Consider the following 18575-nt stretch of genomic DNA (forward strand, 5'->3'; position numbering starts at 1 on the left):
TGAATTGTCACACCAAAGCCCCATCGACAATCACCTGCAAGCGCCCCTGGCTGCATGCCTCGATGCGGGCATCGACGCGGTAGACGTCACGCAGCAGTGTAGGGGTGATGACGTCTTCGGTGGGGCCTGAGGCGATCAGCTTGCCGCCGCCGATGACGAGAGTGCGGCTGCAATAGCGAAGCGCATGGTTTAGGTCGTGCAGCGCGATCAGCACGGCAATGCCTTCGCGGGTGGCGATTTTGCGCATGAATTCCAGCACTTCGATTTGCCGGAACAGATCGAGCGCCGAGGTCGGCTCGTCCATCAGCAGCACTTCCGGTTTGCGCACCAGCGCCTGGGCAATTGCCACCAATTGCCGCTGGCCGCCCGACAGCGCGCCGAGGTCGCGGAAGGCGAGATCGGAGATGCGCAGTGCGGCCAGAATCCGGTCGATATCGTTGAGTTCACCATCGGCCACCCGCCAGCCGCCGCCCTGCTTGGCGGCCAGCAGCACGCTTTCATAGACGGTCAGCACCGCATTGGCGCCGGTATCCTGTGGCATGTAACAGATCGGGCGGTAGCCTTCGCGCACATCTTCCACGGCAACCACGCCGGGGCCGGAAATCAGCCCGGCAATGCGCTTGAACAGGGTGGATTTGCCCGCCGCATTCGGGCCGATCAGCGCGGTCATTTCGCCGCCGGTCAGCCAATCGGTGCTGATGTCTTCAAACACCTGGGCGCGGCCATAGCGGGCTCCGACGCGGTCGAGCTTCAGGCTTACCATGCGCGCCTCCTGTTGGTGAAAATCAGCGAGAAGAAGAAGGGAACGCCGACCAGCGCGGTGATCACCCCGATGGGGAGAATGGCGCCGGGGATCAGCATTTTCGACACGACCGAAGTGACGGACAGCAGCAAGGCCCCGCAGATGACAGAGCCGGGCAGGAAGAACCGCTGGTCTTCACCAACCAGCATGCGGGCGATATGCGGCCCGACCAGACCGACAAAACCGATGGTGCCGACAAAGGACACCGGAATGGCGGCCAGCAGGCTGACCAGCATCATGGTTTCCAGCCGGAGCGCCCGGACATTGACGCCAAGGCTCGCCGCCTTGTCATCACCCAGCCGCAGCGCTGTCAGCGCCCAGGCGCGGCGCGCAAACAGCGGCACCGAGATAACCAGCACGGCCAGCGTCACGCCAACCTTCATCCAGGTCGCCTTGGTCAGGCTGCCCATGGTCCAGAACACCACGGCGGCCAGCGCCTGTTCCGAGGCCAGATATTCGAGCAGCGACAACAGCGCGTTGAAGGTGAAGACCAGCGCAATGCCCAGCAGCACGATGGTTTCCACCGTTACGCCGCGCATGGTCGAGACGCCGTAGATGAACAGCGAAGCGAGCATGGCCATCAGGAAGGCATTGATCGGCACCATGAACTCGATGGCGGCCGGAAACACCGCGATGCCGCCCACCAGCGCCAGCGCTGCGCCAAAACCGGCGGCCGCCGAAATGCCGAGGGTAAACGGGCTTGCCAGCGGATTGGCCAGAATGGTCTGCATCTGCGCTCCCGCCAGCGACAGACAGGCGCCGACGGTCACCGCCATCAGCGCAATCGGCATGCGGATATCCCAGATCACCACCCGGATCTGGTTGGAGACGCTATCGGGGATGAAAATGGCCGACAGCACCTGGGACAGCGTGTAGCGGGCCGGTCCGAGCGCCATATCAACGGCAACGCTTGTGGCCAGAGCCGCCAGCAGGCACAGGAGAATGGTGACGCGCCGGGCGGTCAGCGCGCGATATTGGCTGCGCCCCTTTCCTTCACCCTGCACCTCAGCGGCGCTCTCAATGGCAACAGTCATCAGTTTGATCCTTTTTCGTCGTCCGACGGGTTCATTGAGACGAAATAGCCCGGCTTATAGGCGACTGGCAGGAATTTCTGGTGAAATTCCCGGAAGGTCCGGTCAGGGTCAAGATCGGCGAACAGCTCCGGGTGGAACCATTTGGCAAATTGCTGGATAGGAACAAATTCATAGGGTACGCCGTAGAACTGATGCCACGCGGCATGAACCTGGCGATTGCGCACGGCGGCAAGTCCGTCAAAGCCGGTGCGCTCGATCAGGGTTTGCAGCTTGGCGCGGGCCTTTTCGGGATCGGCACCCCGCCCGACATGCACGAAACGGTTGGTCTTGGATTCCGCCAGCCAGTTGGAGCCGGTGACGATGATCTGGGCCGGATCGGAGGCGATCAGCTGTTCGATGCTGATTTCGCCAAAGGTGGTGGAGATGATGTCGGAGGCGATATTATGCCCACCGGCGATATCGATCATCTGGCCGAAATTGGCCGGGCCGAAGGTGCGGCAGCAGCCGCCTTCCGCATCATTGCCCGGCGCGCGTTCCATGAAGACGTTGGGTCGTTTCAGGTCCTTCACAGCGGCCAGCCGGTCGGTGACAATTGCAATCTGCTGGCGGCGATAGGCGATCAGCTCTTTCGCCTTGTCTTCTGCGCCAAAAATCTGGCCGAGGATTTCAATGGATTTCTCGGTATTCTTGTCAGGATCGAGGCGGAAATCGACATAGACGACCTGAATGCCCGCCGCTGCCGCTTTTTCCTCCAGCCCGCTTTCACGCGCCGCCTGTAACACTTCCAGATTAAGCGTCATCACATCGGGATGCAGGGCAATCGCTGCTTCCAGGCTGAAACCGCCCTGCGGCAGATAGCCGAATTGCGGCAGCTTGGCGATCTCAGGGAAGCGCTCGACATAGGCGGCGTAGCTGTCTGGGTCCTTTTTCACCATGTCATCACGCCAGCCGACAATAGTGTCGAAGGTCTTGTCCCCGGCCAGCGCCGCGATGGTGTGGATCTGCCTGGCCTCGCCGACCAGAACCCGCTTTGCAGGCAGGTCGAGCGTCACCGTGCGGCCAGCGACATCGGTAATCTCGGCGGCGAGAGCAGGTGCGGCCATAAACGGCAAAACGGCGACGAGCGCCCGCATGATCATTCTGAAAGTCATCAACAAACCTCTTGATATAAATTCCGGCGGCAAGTGCCAGCCGCCGGAAGCCTTTGAAAGTATTAGAGTCTGTCAGGTTCAGATTGAACCAGACAGTCTCTAAACTTCTTTGTTTTCGTTTGTCTTTTCGGGAAAACCGGGTTCCACTTTTCCCTGACAAACTCTAGAGACCCGTGTTCAGCGAGACGAAATAGCCGGAACGGTAAGCAACCGGCAGGAAGCGCTCATGCAATTCCTTGAAAGTCGCTTCCGGGTCCAGATCTCCAAACAGCTCTGGATGCAGCCATTTGGCGATCTGCTGCACGGCGACGAACTGGTAGGGATTGTTGTAGAACTGGTGCCAGATGGCGTGGACATTGCCATCCTTCACCGCCTTGATATCGGTAAAGGCGGGGCGTTTCATCAGGTCAGCCAGCTTCTTTTGGGCCAGTGCCTTGTCGGCGCCGGGGCCAACGCCAACCCATTTGCCGCCGGGGACATACAGTTCCCAATTGGCACCTGTGACGATCACCTGATCGGGGTTGGAGGCAATGATCTGCTCTGGATTGACGGTGCCGAACGTGCCGGGAATGATGGTTCCGGCCATGTTGACGCCACCGGCGAGCTGCACCATCTTCCCGAAATTCTCGTTGCCGAACGACATGCAGCAATCGTCGCTATAGCCACCGGCGCGTTCCATGAACACGACAGGCTTTTTCAGGTCTTTGGCGTTGGCCAGCGTCTCGGTGACGCGCTTGATCTGCGCATCGTGGAACTCAACGAACTCTTCGGCGCGCTTTTCCTTGCCATAGAGCTTGCCGATCAGCCGCATCGACGGATCGGTGTTTTCCATGGCCTTTTCGCGGAAATCGACATAAACGAGGGGAATGCCGACCTTGGCAAGCTTTTCGATATAACCGCTTTCCTCGGTCGCCGATTTGGCGTCGATATTCATGATGATCACGTCAGGCTTCAGCGTCACGGCCTGTTCGATATCGAATGTGCCGTCCTTCATGCCGCCGAAGGTCGGGATTTTTGCCATGTCCGGGAATTTTTCCAGATAGGCATTGTAGCCGTCCAGATCGGCCTTCTGAAAATCGTCGCGCCAGCCAACGATGCGCTTGAACGGTGTTTCAGTATCGAGAGCGGCGGTGAAATAGATCTGCCGGCCTTCGCCAAGGATCACCCGCTCGACCGGCACGCTGACCTCGACCTCACGACCGGTAATATCCTTGATCTTCACCAGATCTCCGGCGTTTGCGACGCCGGAGATCAGCGCGAGCGAAAGTGCGGCGGCGCAAGCCACCCCATGAACGTTGAACACGGTTGCCTCCAAATATAATTTGCTTTGAGCAGACACGATTGCAGAATGGCGTCCCCACCAGATCTCTGTTTCAATGCCCACACAGTGTTTCGCCGTGGATTTATGATTTTATGAGTTTGACAGTCAAGAAATATCTTTTAGAAGAATTCCAGAGATATTGAGGGGTTTTGCGGGCATGACGCAGACGGCAATGCAACAGAATTACCACCTGAAAGACGAGATCAAGGCCTATTGGTCGGCCCGCGCCGAAACCTTTGATAGCCAGCCGGGCCATGAGATCTTCTCAGACGAGGAGCGCGCCGCCTGGCATGCGCTGATCCGCAAACATTTGGGGGTGGGCAACGTCGGCGCTGGCGAGGGTCGCAAGGTGCTGGATCTGGCGTCAGGCACTGGCGTCGTCTCGCATCTGCTTGATGATCTCGGGTTTTCAGTGACCGGCATGGACTGGGCCGAACCGATGCTGGAACGCGCCCGCGCCAAGGCTAAATCCCGTGGCCGCAATATCCGCTTCCTGATCGGCGACGCGGAAAACACCATGGAGGCGGAGGCAAGCTACGACGCCATCACCAATCGTCATCTGGTCTGGACGCTGATCGATCCGCTCACGGCTTTCAAGGAATGGCACCGCGTGCTGAAACCCGGCGGCAAGCTGCTGATCGTCGATGGCGATTTCGTCAATCCCAGCCCGCTTGCCAAACTGACCGGCCTGCTGGCCAGGCTGGCGTCACGCCTTGGCATCGGCAAAGCCGTCGCCCATCACGGCCCGGCATCGTCGCTGGTGGAAACCCACCGGAGCATTCTCTCACGGGTGTATTTTTCTGATGGCGCCAGGGCGGATGCCGTTGTGGCCCTGTTGAAGGAGGCTGGTTTTTCCTCCGTGACGGTTGATACAGACTTGCGCGCCATCAACCGGGCGCAACGCGCTAATTTCGGATTTTTGAAGGGGCTAGAGCGGGCAACCCAGCACAGGTATGCGATTTGCGCGGTGCGGTGATCAGTGGGCCGTCTGCACCCTTGTCTTTATCCTTGTTTTGTTAAATAACCTTCGGTTGAGATCGTGTTGTAATCTGCATCACCCCGTCGTCTGCAGGGGCATGAGGGTATCATCACGTCCAATGGTGCAAGCCTTAGCCTCCAGGTTGCAGAAATGGACACTGTTAATTACACACACCATCTTTCCACTTTTGTTGATGTCGTGCGCGCAGGTTCATTTTCGGCGGTGGCAAGACGTCAAGGCATGAAGCCTTCTTCTATTGCCCGTAAGATTGACATGCTTGAGGACTATTTTGGTGCCGCACTTTTTGTGCGGTCCACACGGGCGCTGATGCTGACAGATGTTGGCGAAGTGCTGGTGGCGCGGGCAGAGGTTATTCTCAACGAGCTGAACGCCATGCGCGTCGAGATCAAATCCATCAAGGACAATCTTGATGGGCCGCTTCGTATCAGTTGCCTTCCCACATTTGGCAAGCTGCATATTTTGCCTTGGTTGCCAAAACTGCGTGAGAATTTTCCCCGCATGACGGTGGAGCTGGATTTGACCGAGAGGATTGCCAATCCGTCGATTGAACGGCTTGATGCCGTTTTGCGCATTGGTCCTTTGAACGACAGCGGGCTTTATGCAAAGACCATTGGCGTTCAGCGTTGGCTTGTGTGCGCAAGCCCCGCCTATGTTGGCCGCTCTGGAAAACCAGCAGGCTGGAGCCAGCTTGCTGGGCATGCAATTGTTGATAAATTGCATGATCCGGCTGGAATTTGCTGGCATGGAGCGCTTGATCCGCAGCAGTATTCGGCCATGTCCATAGGCTTTCGCTGCAATGATTTTGATGGGTTGCGACAGGCAGCGCTTGGTGGGCTAGGCTTGGCTTATCTGCCGGATTGGGTGGCGTTGCCAGATATCACGGCGGGGAGGCTGGTGAAGCTTTTCGACGATAGCAAACGCGGTGACGAGCCTATCTCTCTGTTGCGGGCGTCTTCCAAGCCTTCGGCCAGACTCCAGATTTTTCATGACGCGCTCCTTGATCACTTGCGCAAATTTTCTGAAACTGGGTATGGCGTAGAGTGACATGTTTTATAAGGACAGGATCATTGCTGATCCTGCCTCTGGGCTGGGCTGAGCGCGCTCTTGGGGCGACTGACGAAGTTCAGTCCGATCACGCTGAAAGATGCGAACAAGCCTAAACCGGCAATGCCGAACCAGCCATAGTGCGCGCCAACACTGGCACCCAAATTGGTCCCCACAGCGCCGCCAAGGAAATAAATTGACATGAAAACGGTATTCAGGCGGCTGCGCGCGCGCGGGTCCAGTGAAAGTGCGCGGATTTGGTTTCCGACCAGACCCGCTCTGCCGCCGAGATCAAGAATAATCATTCCGATGATCAGGAAGAACAGTTGATGCGTGGTGAAAGCAATCAACATGAACGCCAGCATATTGAGGCTCGCGCCGGATAAAACAACGCGGCGTGCGCCAATTTTATCCGCTAATTTGCCGATAAAAGGGGCTGAAAGGGTTCCTATCAACCCAGCAAATCCGAATGCCCCGATCTGGGCGCTGTTTAAATGGTATGGGGCTTGGCCCGCCAGAAGGGCAAGGCTTCCCCAAAGCGCACTGAAGGAGCCAAACATCAAAGCGCCGCTGAGGGCGGGGAGGTGCAACTCCGGTTGCTTGGCCAAATGCCACAGGGATTTCATGAATGTAGCATAGGGCTCTTTGACGTCTGGGACATTTTTCGGAATGATCGTCATAGCGAAAGGCACGAGCGCCAGATTGATCACGGTTGCGACGACATACATTTCGCGCCAACCTTCATATTCGCCAATGATGCCCGACAGCGCACGGGCAATCAGCACACCAGCCAGCAAGCCGCTTGTGACAATGCCCATCGCATGGCCACGCCGGTTTTCGCGTGCATAGAGAGAAACGGCGGGAATAATAATCTGCCCACCAACAGAGGTCATGCCAATCACGATGTTCGACACGCCTAAAGCAAAAAGGCTTGTCGCACATGCTGCGCAAAGTGACCCCAGTGCGTTCAACGTAATAAGCCCCACAAGCAGACCGCGCCGCGAGAGCCGATCACCCAGAGGCACAAAGACCACCAGACCGGCCGCATAAGAGAGTTGGACGATGGTGGCTATGACACTTACTGAGCCTGCCTCTCCGCCAAATTCTTGGGCAATAAGCCCCAACATAGGCTGACTGTAGTAGATATTTGCGACGCAAAAGGCGCAGATTGTTGCCAGAAAAAAGAGATTCCTATTTGAATCAAGCATGGCGAGAGGCCTTAAAGTAATCAATGGGTTGGTCCGACTGGAAATTCGACTATGCCGCACATGATTCCATCATGGTTGGTGCTGGTAAGAATTCCTGACTCTGCAAGTAGCTCAAATACGTATCTAGTAACTCAAACTTGAGTCGGGGGGGCCAGACATCATTTTCGATCGTTGCAGCGCAGACATTGTCGTAGCGGTATTTGTGAATTTCTCGTCCAAAACGTAGGATTTTTTCGTGAGCGTTGTCGCTGCCGTAAAGTGGTAGAAGACGATAAAGTGGATTACTTTCACCATCAGACAAAAGTAACTTCTGCCATTCATAGAAAGGAATTATCGATATTTCATATCCTCGTGCATTTAGCCACTGAACGACATTTTTCCACTCGATCAAACCTGTAAAATTGAATAGATTTAAAACGTGTCCACCCTCAATAGTATACTTTGGAGAATTCATAATTTTTACTGTGTAATCAACGGGTGTGAAGTTGATTGTTCTATCTAGCTCTGGCGCATGGCCGAGTTGAATGCAGCTTTTTACGAAAAGCATAAACTGGTTGTTTTCAAATAAAGAAACTCCAGACGTACTGTGTCCGGATATATAACCGAGGCGAAACAGGTTTGTTTTACCCCCTTCGGCTATGAATTTTGCTTGTAGTTTTTCTCCTTCCCATTTTGAAAGCAGATATCCCATATCAGATTCTAGGGCTGTGTTGTCTGGAAAGTCCTCTAGATAATTACCAATGCTATCCCGCGTAACTGCGGAGCCTAACGTTGATACGAAATTCACGATTTTCTGCTTCCCACGGGAAGCCATGATAATGGCATCTGCCATGCTATCTACATTGGGTTTCTTGAGCAATTCATAAGGCTGAATGTGATTCACCCGCGCGGCGACATGATGGATAAGATCGGCTTCCTGACATATCATTTCGTAGGTGGAGTCAGACAGTCCAAAACGGGGCATTGTTATGTCACCTTCCACGACTTGGATCTGGTCGGTAAATAAATAAGCCCTATCCATCTCTATGGAGAATTTCTTGAATGAAAGTAGAATTCTATCCCTATCATTTTGCGGATCGAACCTGCGGCACAAAGTATAAATTTTCCCGATATGAGAACTTTTGAGCATTTCGGTAAGAAGGTATGCGCCTATGAAACCAGTTGCACCTGTAAGAAAAACGTTTTTCTTTTCGCTCATATCAATGCCCTTTATATTGAGAGACCTGAACTCCAAGGTTGAGGGCATGTCACATCATTGTGCGGAGCAACAAAAGAACCGTGCGCTGCAAAACAGCTTCCAATTTTTCACGCAAATGGTTTGAAGGAATGCGCACAATGGTTGTTTTCTTTATAAATTACCACTATAAGGTTTATATCGGAACGCCGACTTCATGTGGTGAAACGGTGCTGCTGCGTGCTGGCTGTGCCGGATGGCAAGCCACAATGACCACTTGACTTTTCCTCTATAAGGAGGGATCTATTCAATCATGATCGACACGCGCACAACCATTTCCTGCACGTATTTTTGGGCCTACCGGTAGCCGGCGGCCTGACAGATCACCATGTCAACAGGCCGCCGTCAGGCGGCCTTGTTGTTTGAACGAGCTTCCCTGACGGCGGTATTTCAAGAGGGAAGCAGCCATGACTGAAGATAGCGACATTACCCTGCCAAGACCTGCAATGGTCAGCATTCGCAATGCCCAGCCCGGCGACCTGCCGGAGTTGAACGAGATGATCGCGGCCTTGGCCGCCCATCACGGCGATGCCTCCGACATGACCCCGCAAACGCTGAAACGCGACCTGTTCGGCCCCATGCCGTGGATCACAGCACTTGTGGCCGATGGTGGTGAACAGCTTATAGGCTACGCCATCCTGATGCCGCTTTACAGGGCCAATGAGGGAAAGCGCGGCATGGAAATGCTGCATCTCTATGTGCGTGATGGCCAGCGGGGCAATGGCATCGGCCATCACCTGATTGCCCGCGCCCGTGACGTGGCGCGCCAGTCCGGCTGCGATTATCTTTCGGTTTCCGCCGCCACTGGCAATTTCGCCGCCCATCGCTTCTACGAGCAGATGGAGTTCTCCGCCCGTCCGGTGACCGGCATGCGTTATATTCAGGCGCTGGCCTGACATCCGTTACCCGACATTCATAGGCCGGAAACGGCATGCCTGGGGCAAGCCTGGCCTTCTATATTAGACCTTCTTGAAGAAGGTGAAAGTGACGATATCGCATGACTTCGGCAATGCTCAAGAAAACCGACCAAACGAGGGCTGAGACACTCGCCATGGAAAACCGGCGGATAGAAAGCGCCATCCGCAGCCTGCTGGATCGGTATTCCGACCCGGCCCTACATCGCTGGGTGCGCGAAACCGTGAGGGCATTTGAGGCGCGGCTTGCCGGTATCGTCGATCCGTCCGAGCGCGACCAGGCCCGCCATGCGGCGCTGGTGCTGATCAGAACGACATTGCAGGAATGGTCGAGAAACCCGGTTTCGCAGCATTGACAGAGGCGATGTCGGGCGCGTCCTGATATGCTTGCAGCGCCGACCCTTTATCACTCCACCCTCACTTTGCCTCATGGGGAGGGAGATCGAGAATGATCGCAGTCACTCCCTCTTCAAGGCTGTGACAGCTATCCGCTGGGGCAGCAAGGAATTTTGAGATAACCAGATTGATGTCTGTATTACGGAGTGATATATTCATTGCTAGTGAGAGTTTTGAAGGATGTGGAATTTCACAACTGGGCCATCGAATACGGCATAACAGATTCGATGCTTTGCGTGGCCGCAAAAGAAATCGAGGACGGGCTTGTTGATGCCCGGCTCGGTGGCTTTCTCCTGAAGAAGCGGGTTGCTGCTCCTGGTCGAGGAAAATCAGGAAGCTACCGGACTATCGTTGGCTATCGACAAGCCGACAGGCTTATTTTTGTGCATGGTTTCGCTAAGAACGAGGCTGACAACATCAATAAGAGCGAAAAGAAAGCCCTTCGGAAATTATGCGACATCTACATGGGCGCTGATGACAAGAAGCTTGTCGAGATGATTTCTAAGAACACGATACTGGAGATTAAATGCAATGAGCCGGATACTGAAGAACGTTCATAAGTCTGCGGAGAGGCTGCACGGCGCGGGTTTCGTTGACGAAGTGACGATGAGAGAGTTTGACGCGCTCTGCCTCCCTCCTTTGCGTGATTATTCCCCCGATGAGATCAAGAAGATCAGAGCGGGGACGAAGGCAAGTCAAGCTGTATTTGCCAGCTTCATCAACGTGAAGAAAATTACGGTTGCGGCATGGGAGCAGGGGACCAAAAAGCCAAACAGCACGGCTATTAAGATTCTTGATCTGATTGAGCGCAAAGGGCTGGATGTCCTTCGCTAGAGCATCTGACCGAAAATAGAAATCGGTCCGATGCTCTAGGATGCCGGTAAATTTCTCGATTCTAATGCCCGCTCTTTGCGGATATTTTTGTAAATGCTCAATCTCCATTTTTGTGGCACTCGCTCCATAAAGCCGCCAATTTTCCTTCCCGCAAAAACCACCAATCCCCTCTTTTCCTCGTCACCCGTTATGCGCTAAGACAAGGGTGAGATCGGTTGTAACGAACCGGTCTTGGGGCTTAGAAAACCTCTCAAACAGCGGCCAGTGTCGGTCGTTAAATGACACCCCTCAGCCATAGGTTTGTGGCTGAGGCGGTGGGTCATGTCTATATGATCCCACTCTCCACCATCTCTATGGTCGGGGAGGTCTCGGCGTATGTCCAGAGCTTCGGCTTAAAGGTCGAGGCGGTCGTCTGTTTGCGACTTTTCTACTCCCCGATCACCAGAGTTTGCAAACTCTGGTGATCGCTCGTTTTCCGGCGTGGGAGGAATGGACAATGGCGGATTACAATGTCTGGGCTGATCTTTTCGATACATGGCAATCGACATCCGATTGGGTGAAAGCCCTTGTTATCGTCGTGCCACCGGTTTTCGCGGCGACTGTGCTGGCGCTTTTGCTGCGCTACAGGCAGAAGACTGCGGACATTCCAGTCCATTCCGGGAGCGCTTCTCTTTCGGCAGTATCACGCTTGCAGCCGGAACCGGCGGATATGCCCGAACCCGGCGACACGATAGACCTTATGCTGCTCGATGCTGCCACCAATCTTCAGCACCGGCTGGAAGACGCCCGCCGTTTGCTCAATCCGCAAGAGAGTTCCGTTGCCACTTGGGCAGACCTGGGCAGAAGCGACATCCGGCAACAGATCACCCAGATCATCCTGGAGGATTATCACCGTGGGTCTGAGCCGGAGGTTGCCCTTCGGCGGGCCCGGCAATTCCTAGCCGATCAGCGAAACACACACGGTACCAATCCTGACGCGACAGAATAGCCCAGCGAGGCAAAAGAGGTCATGGTTATCAGGAAAAACGGCTTCTTACTTTGCCGGAATGGCCTTGAGATAGGCGGCAATCGCTGCGCGGTCTTCGGCGGGCAGTTCGGCCAGATTTTTCTGCACCTCGACCATCGAGCCGCCGACACTGTCGAAATCGGGGGTGAAGCCGGTTTCCAGATAGCTGGCGATTTCGTCTTTTGACCATTTACCCATGCTGTCGGAGCTGGGGGTGATATCGGGGATGCGGCCTTCGTCTTCCGGGTTCGGTCCGCCGGCCAGCCATTGATCTACCTTCAGCCCGCCGATCACGTTGCGGGGCGTATGACATTCGCCACAATGGCCGGGGCCTTCGACCAGATATTGGCCGCGCTGGATCTGCGCATCCGCAGACGCCAGAGTGACGCGCGGTTTATCGTTTAGAAACAGCAGTTTCCAGCCGGTCAGCGCAAGACGCTGATTGAAGGGAAAGCCCAGCTCATGCGGGGGCGCGACATTGCCGCTGACGGGCAAGGTTTTCAGATAGCCATAGAGATCGGCCACATCCTGCGGCTTCATCCGCGCATAGGATGTATAGGGAAAGGCCGGATAAAGATTTTCGCCGGAAGGGCCGATCCCACGGGTGACGGCATCGCCGAATTCGGCCAGCGTCCATTGACCGATCCCGGCCTTCGGGTCCGGCGAAATATTGGGAACGTGAAAGGTGCCGAACTGGGTTTTCAGCGCCACGCCGCCAGTCAGCAGCAGGCGCGCATCGCCGGTTGCACCGGGTGCCGCATGGCAGCTGGAACAGCCGCCAGCAAAAAACATCCGTTTGCCATTGGTAAGGTCGGGTGCCGTGGTCGCGGCCCAGACGGTGGCGGGCTGGCGATGCGGTGCCACGGCAAACACATAGGCGCCGACCAATGCCACGCCTGCGACGAGCGCTGCCGCGATGCCGAATTTTGCCGTTCCAGCCATGCTCATCCCCAATTTCTTTATATATCAAACCCGCCCGGGTGGCCCGGACGGGTCTCTACATGGGATGCAATTATTTCTTCAGCCTGAACGTCTGGTGGCAATCGCCACAGGTGCCGCCAATGCTCTTCATTGCCGCGCCAACGCCAGCCTGATCGGCGGGCAGGGTGGCGAGCTGCGTTGCAGCGGCGGTTTCAAGCGCCTTGGCCTTGGTCTTGAAGGTGGCCGGGTCTTCCCAGATCTTCGGGCTGGCTTCCGTGTTGAGGCCGGTCTCGGAGCCCTTGGGGAACTGTTCCGGGAAGGCCTTGGCAACCTCTTCCATCGTGGTCAGCGAAGCCTTGACCACGGCTGCGTCATAGGGCTTTTCGCCCTTGGCGATAGCGGCCAGCTGGCCCATAGCACCGCCGACTTTCTTCATCATTCCAGCGCGCACCACCTGCGGCTCATCAGCGGCGCTGACCGCGCTGCTGAGGCCGGCGCCAAGACAGAGGCCAATGGCGGCCATTGTTGCAAGCTTCCTCATGCCAAGCCCTGATATCATCGTCATTCTCCTGTTGATGGCCGAACCTGCGGCGTTTTTCACACGTGATATTCTCTTCAATTTCGGTCACCGCATTTTGATGGTAAATCAAAATGCAAATAAAGTCACAAGAGAGTGATGTTTGCGATGGTTAAATATCTGATATAACAATCATATCAGCAACCCTTTCAATCGCCGTGTCACCTGATCGGCAAGAGCCTGTCTTCTTCGCGGCCAAAGCCTTGAAGCCCAAGCGCGTCTGTCGCAAGGGTCAGAATTGAAAAGGCGGTGTCCTCTTCGCCATCCACCATGCCTTTCAGAGTGATGAAATGGGTATCGCCGATCAAGCCATAGCCGCCACGATGGTCATGGCCGTTGATATAGGCGATGGCAGCGGGTGCGGCGGCGATCACGTCGGCCACCTCCTGCGCATTCCAAAGGGCGTGGTCGGTGAAGGGATGGAGCGGATAATGGCCGAAGACGATGGCCTTTTCCCCTGCGGCATGCGCTAGCGTCAGGCGGCTTTCCAGCCAGTCGAGTTGCGGCTGGCTGATGGCGGCGTTCCAGTCCTGGGCATTGGCCGCGCCCTTTGCCTTCAGCGCCAGAAGCTGGCGCACCGCCACTTCCCTGGCTGGGTCGTCGCGCGCCACCGAGAAGGTGGAGATTTCACAGCCATCGGTGAAGATCAGCCTGATACCTTTGATCACCCGGTCGAAGTGAGGGGCGGGCATGCCCAGCGCGTCGCGCACCATCGGTTTTTGCGCGTCGGAGACCGCGAAATCGTGATTGCCGGGCAGGGTGATCAGCGGATGGCGCAGACCTTCCAGTACTTTCAAGGCCGGGGCAAAATTGCGGAAATCCCGGTCGATCAGGTCGCCCAGCAGCAGCACGGCATCCAGCGTCTGTTCGTTGAACACGTCGATGGCCGCCTGCATCTTGGCGAGGCTCAGGGCATAATAGCGGTTGGCGGTCAGGTTGGGCGGCAGATCGGCATATTGCGGATCGGCGATCAGCCCGAGACGAAGTTTGGGCATGGGAGTGCGCATCGCGGTCGGTTTCATTTATCGTCGAATTATGCCCCGGCTATAACAGCAGCATGACGGCGGCGGGCTTGCACTGTGGATGACGGGAGAATACATCGGCGCACTTTCATTGGAGTGCTCTCATGTCATCGACCACACTCTCCCGCATCTGCCGCGCCGACGGGGCGGATCTGGTGGCGGCCAATCTGGCCAGCCGCGATTACCATGCGCCCTGGGCGGCACCCTTCACCGATCTCGATGGTTTCGAGGCCTATCTCAGCCTGACGATCAGCGGTGCCAATATTGGTTTGATTGCCCGAGAGTCAGACAGTCACGGTGTGGTCGGGGTCTTTACCCTGAGTCAGATCGTGCTGGGCAACTTCAGAAGCTGCTATCTCGGCTATTACGGCATGGCTGCCTTTGCCGGGCGCGGATTGATGACGGACGCGCTGAACGCGGTTATTGCCCATGCCTTCACGGAGGTGGGCTTGAACCGGGTCGAGGCCAATATCCAGCCGGAAAACCTGCGCTCGATTGCACTTGTCGCGCGCTGCGGCTTTGAGAAGGAAGGTTTTTCCAGGCGCTACCTGAAAATCGGCGGGGAATGGCGCGATCATGAGCGCTGGGCCAAGGTGGTGTTTCCGTCACGAAGCGGTTGAAGAAACCGAGTTTTGGGGGCGTCTGGTGGTAACGGAATTGAAATCTCTTTCGGCGATTGATGAAATGTGACGCATATATCTATGGTTGATTTGGAAAGAGCGGCCAACAAGGAGGCTTAGTGCCATTGAGACCAATCTATCCAAGTGCGAGTAACACTTGGATGCGGTGGTTAATAATTAAAATTGCTCGCTTCGGCTACATGCGTAATCGGCGTGTATTTGTACAGCGTGAGGTTCATGTCTTGTTTAAAAAATTAATGCGTTTTTGCAAAATATTGGTATTTGGCGTACCTGCATTTATTCTTCTTCCAGATGATTGGAAAGAGACGTTAGAAAAAATGAAAACGTGTAAGTTTGAGCACGATTTCGGTCTTCCTTCATGTCCAGGATTGTTGGCGCAAAAGCCCGCCTTGACCTTGCTGAACCAAGGTTTGCTTAAAAAATGTCTCAAACAAGGCGCAGATCAGGACAAATATGATCTGGAGAGCACGAGAGAAACCTGCGAGTTTTTAGCGCGTTAAAGGGTGCTGATGTGCGTACAGGTCCTATTATCCTTATATTTTTAATGCCTTTTTTTTTGACGGAATGCACCAATGTTCCACCTGCAAGGGGATGGCATAATGGACATGAATATATTCGGGGAGCGGATGGCGTATATGTGCAGTCAGGGCGCTATACCTCGGCAAACTCACGGATTACTCTTCCCGGGACTGATGCGGTCGAGCTGCAGGATAGCGCTGTTAATATGCAGAATTCTTCTGCGTGTTCGATTTTTTGGGATGCTTCAAAATACTGCCGAAAATACGCGGCGCCACTTTTAGATAAAGATGATCAAAATGAAATTTTTGATGATTGTTTAAAAAACAAAGTTAATTCAGACGCGATAAAACTTTGCAGAGTAAAATAATATTTTTATAAATCATTGATTTTATTGAGTATTTTTCTATTTAAGAAAAAAGGCCAAAGGAATATGTAAAGTACCTTTGGCCTATTTATCATAAAGCAGCTTTTATCAAGCGGCCTTCAGGGTCGCGATCGAATCCTTGGCGCCCTTGACGGCAGCGGCCTTGGCTTCTTCGCCCATGTTGACGCCTTCGGCGACAACGAATTCCAGATCGGTGATGCCGAGGAAGGTGAAGACGCCCTTCAGATAGGTTTCGGCATGTTCAAGCGGAGCCGCAGGGCCCTGGCTGTAGATGCCGCCGCGCGAGATGGCAACGATCACCCGCTTGCCGCCGCACAGGCCTTCAGGACCGGTAGCGCCGTATTTGAAGGTCTTGCCGGCAACGCTGATGCGATCGATCCAGGCCTTGAGCTGGCTCGGAATGCCGAAATTGTAGAAGCCGACGCCGATAACGACCACGTCGGAGGTGAGGAACTGTTCCAGCACTTCGCCGCCCAGCGCCAGATCGGCCTTGGTGGCTTCGTCATTGCTGGCATCGTAATTGCCCATGGCAGCCGCCAGCGTCAGGCCGGAGAGATGCGGAAGCGGATTGGCGGCCAGATCGCGGTAGGTGACGTCGAGGCCAGCGGTCTTTTCGCTGAGTGTCTTCACAATCGACGCCGACAGGTCGCGGCTGACGGAATAGGGGCCAAGCACGCTGGAATCGAGATGCAGAAGTTTCATGGTCATCGACCTTTCCTTGTGGTATCAAATCAATACTGGCACACTTATGGTAACTGCCAATCGGGCGCAAGGAGGCACAGACTTGGAACTCGGGCACATCAATGTAACCACATCCGAACCGACAGCCGCGCCGGAGGTTTCCATGGCAGCGGTCAACCAGCGCAGCAGCTGCGAGGCGGTCAACAGCGTGTTGACCCGCATCGGCGACAAATGGAGCGTGTTGATCGTGATGATGCTGGCCAATGGCCCACAGCGTTTCAATGAGTTGAAGCGGCGGATCGGCAGCATTTCCCAGCGCATGCTGACATTGACCCTGCGTGGACTGGAGCGCGATGGGCTGGTGAAGCGCACCGTGTTTCCCACCATTCCGCCCCGGGTGGATTACGAATTGACCGATCTCGGCCAATCGCTGCGCCAGCCGATCGAGGCGCTTGGCCACTGGGCCTTCGACAATTATGCTTGTATTGCCAAGGCCCGCGACAGTTTCGACAAGGCGGCAAAGAAGCAAGGCGTCAGGAAGCCCTGATCTGCTTTGCCATGTTGACGCCGGTGACACGAAAGCCACCATATTCATAGATATGCCGGGCGCGGTCGTTGTCGGCAGCGACCCGCAGCTTGATTTCGCGGTATCCTTCCTCTGCCAGCAAGGTTTCCAGGGCGGCAAGGGCTTGTTTGCCCTGGCCTTTGCCGCGATGGGTCGGAAAGACATAGAAATCAAGGATGAACACGGATTTCGTCGTTTCATCGAAGCGATACCAGAGATAGCCGATCGCCTGCTGCTGCTTGTCAACAATGTTAAGCAATGCATGACCCGGTGTTTTCGGGCCGTGCGGCAGGCTTTGAGCGATCTCGTGTTCTGCCCGTTTTAACGCCTCGCCCTCGGCGAGGTTATAATTGAGGGCGATTTCGGCAGCGTAATCCGCAATGAAATAATTGAGGTAGCGACTGTAGTCCTCCTCGGACATCCCTTTGAATTCAATCATTTTTTCCTGCACGGCTTGAGGGTCTGCTCCATGAAAAAGGCCCGGCGCATCAAGCTGCCGGGCCTTATTATCGTCGGTAGTCTGTTATTGCCGATTACTTGGTGGCGGCTTCGTAAAGCTCGGCCACGTAATCCCAGTTGATCAGGCTATCCACGAAGGCTTCCAGATATTTCGGGCGGGCGTTGCGGTAGTCGATATAGTAGGAATGTTCCCAGACATCGACGCCGAGGATGGGCGATGCGCCATGGATCAGCGGGTTTTCGCCATTCGGGGTCTTGGAAATTTCCAGCTTGCCGTCCTTGACGGAGAGCCAGGCCCAGCCGGAGCCGAACTGGGTGGTGCCAGCGGCGATGAAATCGGCCTTGAACTTGTCGTAGCCACCGAGATCGGAAGCAATCGCTGCTTCCAGCTTGCCAGGCAGCTTGGTGCCGCCGCCGTCTTTCTTCAACCAGTTCCAGAAATGCACGTGGTTGTAGTGCTGGCCGGCATTGTTGAACAGGCCGGCATTCTTGCCATAGGACTGCTTGACGACTTCCTCCAGCGAAAGCCCTTCAAGGCCCGAATCCTTCAGCAGATTATTGCCGTTGGTGACATAGGCCTGATGATGCTTGTCGTGGTGGAATTCCAGCGTTTCGGCCGACATGAATGGGCCGAGTGCATCGTAAGCGTAGGGAAGTGCGGGAAGTTCGAAAGCCATGATAAAATCTCCTCTTGGCATCGAGTATGGAAATCGTGAGCGAGCGGACCATAGGATTGCGGGGCACAAGAGGCAACCTGCGAAATGGTAAATTCGCTCCCCCTAGGGAAGTTTCCTTCCTCGGTTAATCCCTTGGATGGTATAATGTTCCAGTGTTGTCTGGAGCTTCCCCGAGAGCCTCGAT

At 55.3% G+C, this 18575-nt stretch carries 24 protein-coding genes; 12 read left to right on the plus strand and 12 right to left on the minus strand.

Annotated elements, in window-relative coordinates:
• Positions 1-7 precede the first annotated feature (7 nt).
• The 4 genes from AVI_RS04835 to AVI_RS04850 form a co-directional block, all read right to left on the minus strand.
• Positions 8-763, minus strand: coding sequence for an ABC transporter ATP-binding protein (locus AVI_RS04835; protein ID WP_015915293.1), 756 nt, complete (start codon positions 761-763; stop codon positions 8-10).
• Positions 757-1836, minus strand: a complete 1080-nt coding sequence (locus AVI_RS04840; RefSeq protein ID WP_041696327.1) for a FecCD family ABC transporter permease — start codon at positions 1834-1836, stop codon at positions 757-759. Before AVI_RS04840 ends, AVI_RS04835 begins: the two co-directional genes overlap by 7 nt.
• A complete protein-coding gene (locus AVI_RS04845) occupies positions 1836-2987 on the minus strand; it encodes an ABC transporter substrate-binding protein (protein WP_015915295.1) in 1152 nt (383 codons plus the stop codon). Before AVI_RS04845 ends, AVI_RS04840 begins: the two co-directional genes overlap by 1 nt.
• 163 nt (positions 2988-3150) lie before the next feature.
• Complete coding sequence (locus AVI_RS04850) at positions 3151-4290, minus strand: ABC transporter substrate-binding protein (protein WP_041697671.1); 1140 nt, start codon at positions 4288-4290, stop codon at positions 3151-3153.
• Positions 4291-4465: 175 nt separating this feature from the next.
• Here AVI_RS04850 and AVI_RS04855 point away from each other — a divergent pair, with 175 nt between their 5' ends.
• Positions 4466-5284: a class I SAM-dependent methyltransferase gene (locus tag AVI_RS04855; RefSeq protein WP_015915297.1), complete on the plus strand. Its 819-nt coding sequence runs from the start codon at positions 4466-4468 to the stop codon at positions 5282-5284.
• A 153-nt stretch (positions 5285-5437) separates the two neighbouring features.
• The gene (locus tag AVI_RS04860) at positions 5438-6352 is read left to right on the plus strand and encodes a LysR family transcriptional regulator (RefSeq protein WP_015915298.1); all 915 of its coding nucleotides are present in this window, start codon (positions 5438-5440) and stop codon (positions 6350-6352) included.
• Between the two features lie 20 nt (positions 6353-6372).
• Here the strand turns inward: AVI_RS04860 and AVI_RS04865 are convergent, their stop codons facing one another.
• Together AVI_RS04865 and AVI_RS04870 are read right to left on the minus strand one after the other, a co-directional pair.
• Complete coding sequence (locus AVI_RS04865) at positions 6373-7560, minus strand: MFS transporter (protein WP_041696331.1); 1188 nt, start codon at positions 7558-7560, stop codon at positions 6373-6375.
• 49 nt (positions 7561-7609) lie between these two features.
• Positions 7610-8758: a thioester reductase domain-containing protein gene (locus AVI_RS04870; RefSeq protein ID WP_015915300.1), complete on the minus strand. Its 1149-nt coding sequence runs from the start codon at positions 8756-8758 to the stop codon at positions 7610-7612.
• Positions 8759-9201: 443 nt separating this feature from the next.
• Between AVI_RS04870 and AVI_RS04875 the strand changes: the two genes are divergently transcribed.
• From AVI_RS04875 to AVI_RS04900, 5 genes are all read left to right on the plus strand, one after another.
• Positions 9202-9690: a GNAT family N-acetyltransferase gene (locus tag AVI_RS04875; protein ID WP_041696333.1), complete on the plus strand. Its 489-nt coding sequence runs from the start codon at positions 9202-9204 to the stop codon at positions 9688-9690.
• Positions 9691-9791: 101 nt separating this feature from the next.
• Complete coding sequence (locus AVI_RS04880) at positions 9792-10064, plus strand: hypothetical protein (RefSeq protein ID WP_234617704.1); 273 nt, start codon at positions 9792-9794, stop codon at positions 10062-10064.
• Positions 10065-10268: 204 nt separating this feature from the next.
• A complete protein-coding gene (locus tag AVI_RS04885; protein ID WP_234688955.1) occupies positions 10269-10664 on the plus strand; it encodes a type II toxin-antitoxin system RelE/ParE family toxin in 396 nt (131 codons plus the stop codon).
• The gene (locus AVI_RS04890; protein ID WP_015915303.1) at positions 10636-10938 is read left to right on the plus strand and encodes a helix-turn-helix domain-containing protein; all 303 of its coding nucleotides are present in this window, start codon (positions 10636-10638) and stop codon (positions 10936-10938) included. Before AVI_RS04885 ends, AVI_RS04890 begins: the two co-directional genes overlap by 29 nt.
• Positions 10939-11434: 496 nt before the next feature.
• Positions 11435-11926, plus strand: a complete 492-nt coding sequence (locus AVI_RS04900; RefSeq protein WP_015915304.1) for a hypothetical protein — start codon at positions 11435-11437, stop codon at positions 11924-11926.
• Positions 11927-11971: 45 nt separating this feature from the next.
• On the opposite strand, the gene AVI_RS04905 is transcribed toward AVI_RS04900, so the two are convergent.
• Both AVI_RS04905 and AVI_RS04910 read right to left on the minus strand, forming a co-directional pair.
• Positions 11972-12886, minus strand: a complete 915-nt coding sequence (locus AVI_RS04905; protein WP_015915305.1) for a c-type cytochrome — start codon at positions 12884-12886, stop codon at positions 11972-11974.
• A gap of 70 nt (positions 12887-12956) precedes the next feature.
• Entirely contained in the window at positions 12957-13406 is a 450-nt protein-coding gene (locus AVI_RS04910; RefSeq protein WP_041696339.1) for a c-type cytochrome, read from the minus strand.
• Between AVI_RS04910 and AVI_RS30980 the strand changes: the two genes are divergently transcribed.
• Positions 13378-13542: a hypothetical protein gene (locus tag AVI_RS30980; RefSeq protein WP_187152392.1), complete on the plus strand. Its 165-nt coding sequence runs from the start codon at positions 13378-13380 to the stop codon at positions 13540-13542. The genes AVI_RS04910 and AVI_RS30980 overlap by 29 nt on opposite strands.
• A gap of 61 nt (positions 13543-13603) precedes the next feature.
• Here the strand turns inward: AVI_RS30980 and AVI_RS04915 are convergent, their stop codons facing one another.
• Entirely contained in the window at positions 13604-14437 is an 834-nt protein-coding gene (locus AVI_RS04915; RefSeq protein WP_234617705.1) for a metallophosphoesterase, read from the minus strand.
• 131 nt (positions 14438-14568) lie between these two features.
• Between AVI_RS04915 and AVI_RS04920 the strand changes: the two genes are divergently transcribed.
• From AVI_RS04920 to AVI_RS30460, 3 genes are all read left to right on the plus strand, one after another.
• Complete coding sequence (locus tag AVI_RS04920; RefSeq protein WP_015915308.1) at positions 14569-15084, plus strand: GNAT family N-acetyltransferase; 516 nt, start codon at positions 14569-14571, stop codon at positions 15082-15084.
• 125 nt (positions 15085-15209) lie between these two features.
• Positions 15210-15605 carry a hypothetical protein gene (locus AVI_RS04925; protein WP_139192284.1) on the plus strand — a complete coding sequence of 132 codons (396 nt, stop codon included), beginning with the start codon at positions 15210-15212 and terminating at the stop codon, positions 15603-15605.
• 11 nt (positions 15606-15616) lie between these two features.
• On the plus strand, positions 15617-15991 hold the full coding sequence (locus tag AVI_RS30460; RefSeq protein WP_139192283.1) for a hypothetical protein: 375 nt from the start codon (positions 15617-15619) through the stop codon (positions 15989-15991).
• Between the two features lie 105 nt (positions 15992-16096).
• On the opposite strand, the gene AVI_RS04930 is transcribed toward AVI_RS30460, so the two are convergent.
• Positions 16097-16711: an FMN-dependent NADH-azoreductase gene (locus AVI_RS04930; protein WP_041697683.1), complete on the minus strand. Its 615-nt coding sequence runs from the start codon at positions 16709-16711 to the stop codon at positions 16097-16099.
• A gap of 82 nt (positions 16712-16793) precedes the next feature.
• Here AVI_RS04930 and AVI_RS04935 point away from each other — a divergent pair, with 82 nt between their 5' ends.
• Positions 16794-17237, plus strand: a complete 444-nt coding sequence (locus tag AVI_RS04935) for a winged helix-turn-helix transcriptional regulator (protein WP_411910262.1) — start codon at positions 16794-16796, stop codon at positions 17235-17237.
• Here the strand turns inward: AVI_RS04935 and AVI_RS04940 are convergent.
• On the minus strand, positions 17224-17694 hold the full coding sequence (locus tag AVI_RS04940; protein WP_041696348.1) for a GNAT family N-acetyltransferase: 471 nt from the start codon (positions 17692-17694) through the stop codon (positions 17224-17226). The genes AVI_RS04935 and AVI_RS04940 overlap by 14 nt on opposite strands.
• Positions 17695-17788: 94 nt before the next feature.
• Positions 17789-18391 (minus strand): superoxide dismutase, encoded by a 603-nt coding sequence (locus AVI_RS04945; protein WP_015915312.1) that lies wholly within the window; start codon positions 18389-18391, stop codon positions 17789-17791.
• Between the last annotated feature and the right edge of the window lie 184 nt (positions 18392-18575).

Origin of the sequence: Allorhizobium ampelinum S4 (genome assembly GCF_000016285.1) — a bacterium.
Classification (GTDB): Bacteria; Pseudomonadota; Alphaproteobacteria; order Rhizobiales; family Rhizobiaceae; genus Allorhizobium; species Allorhizobium ampelinum.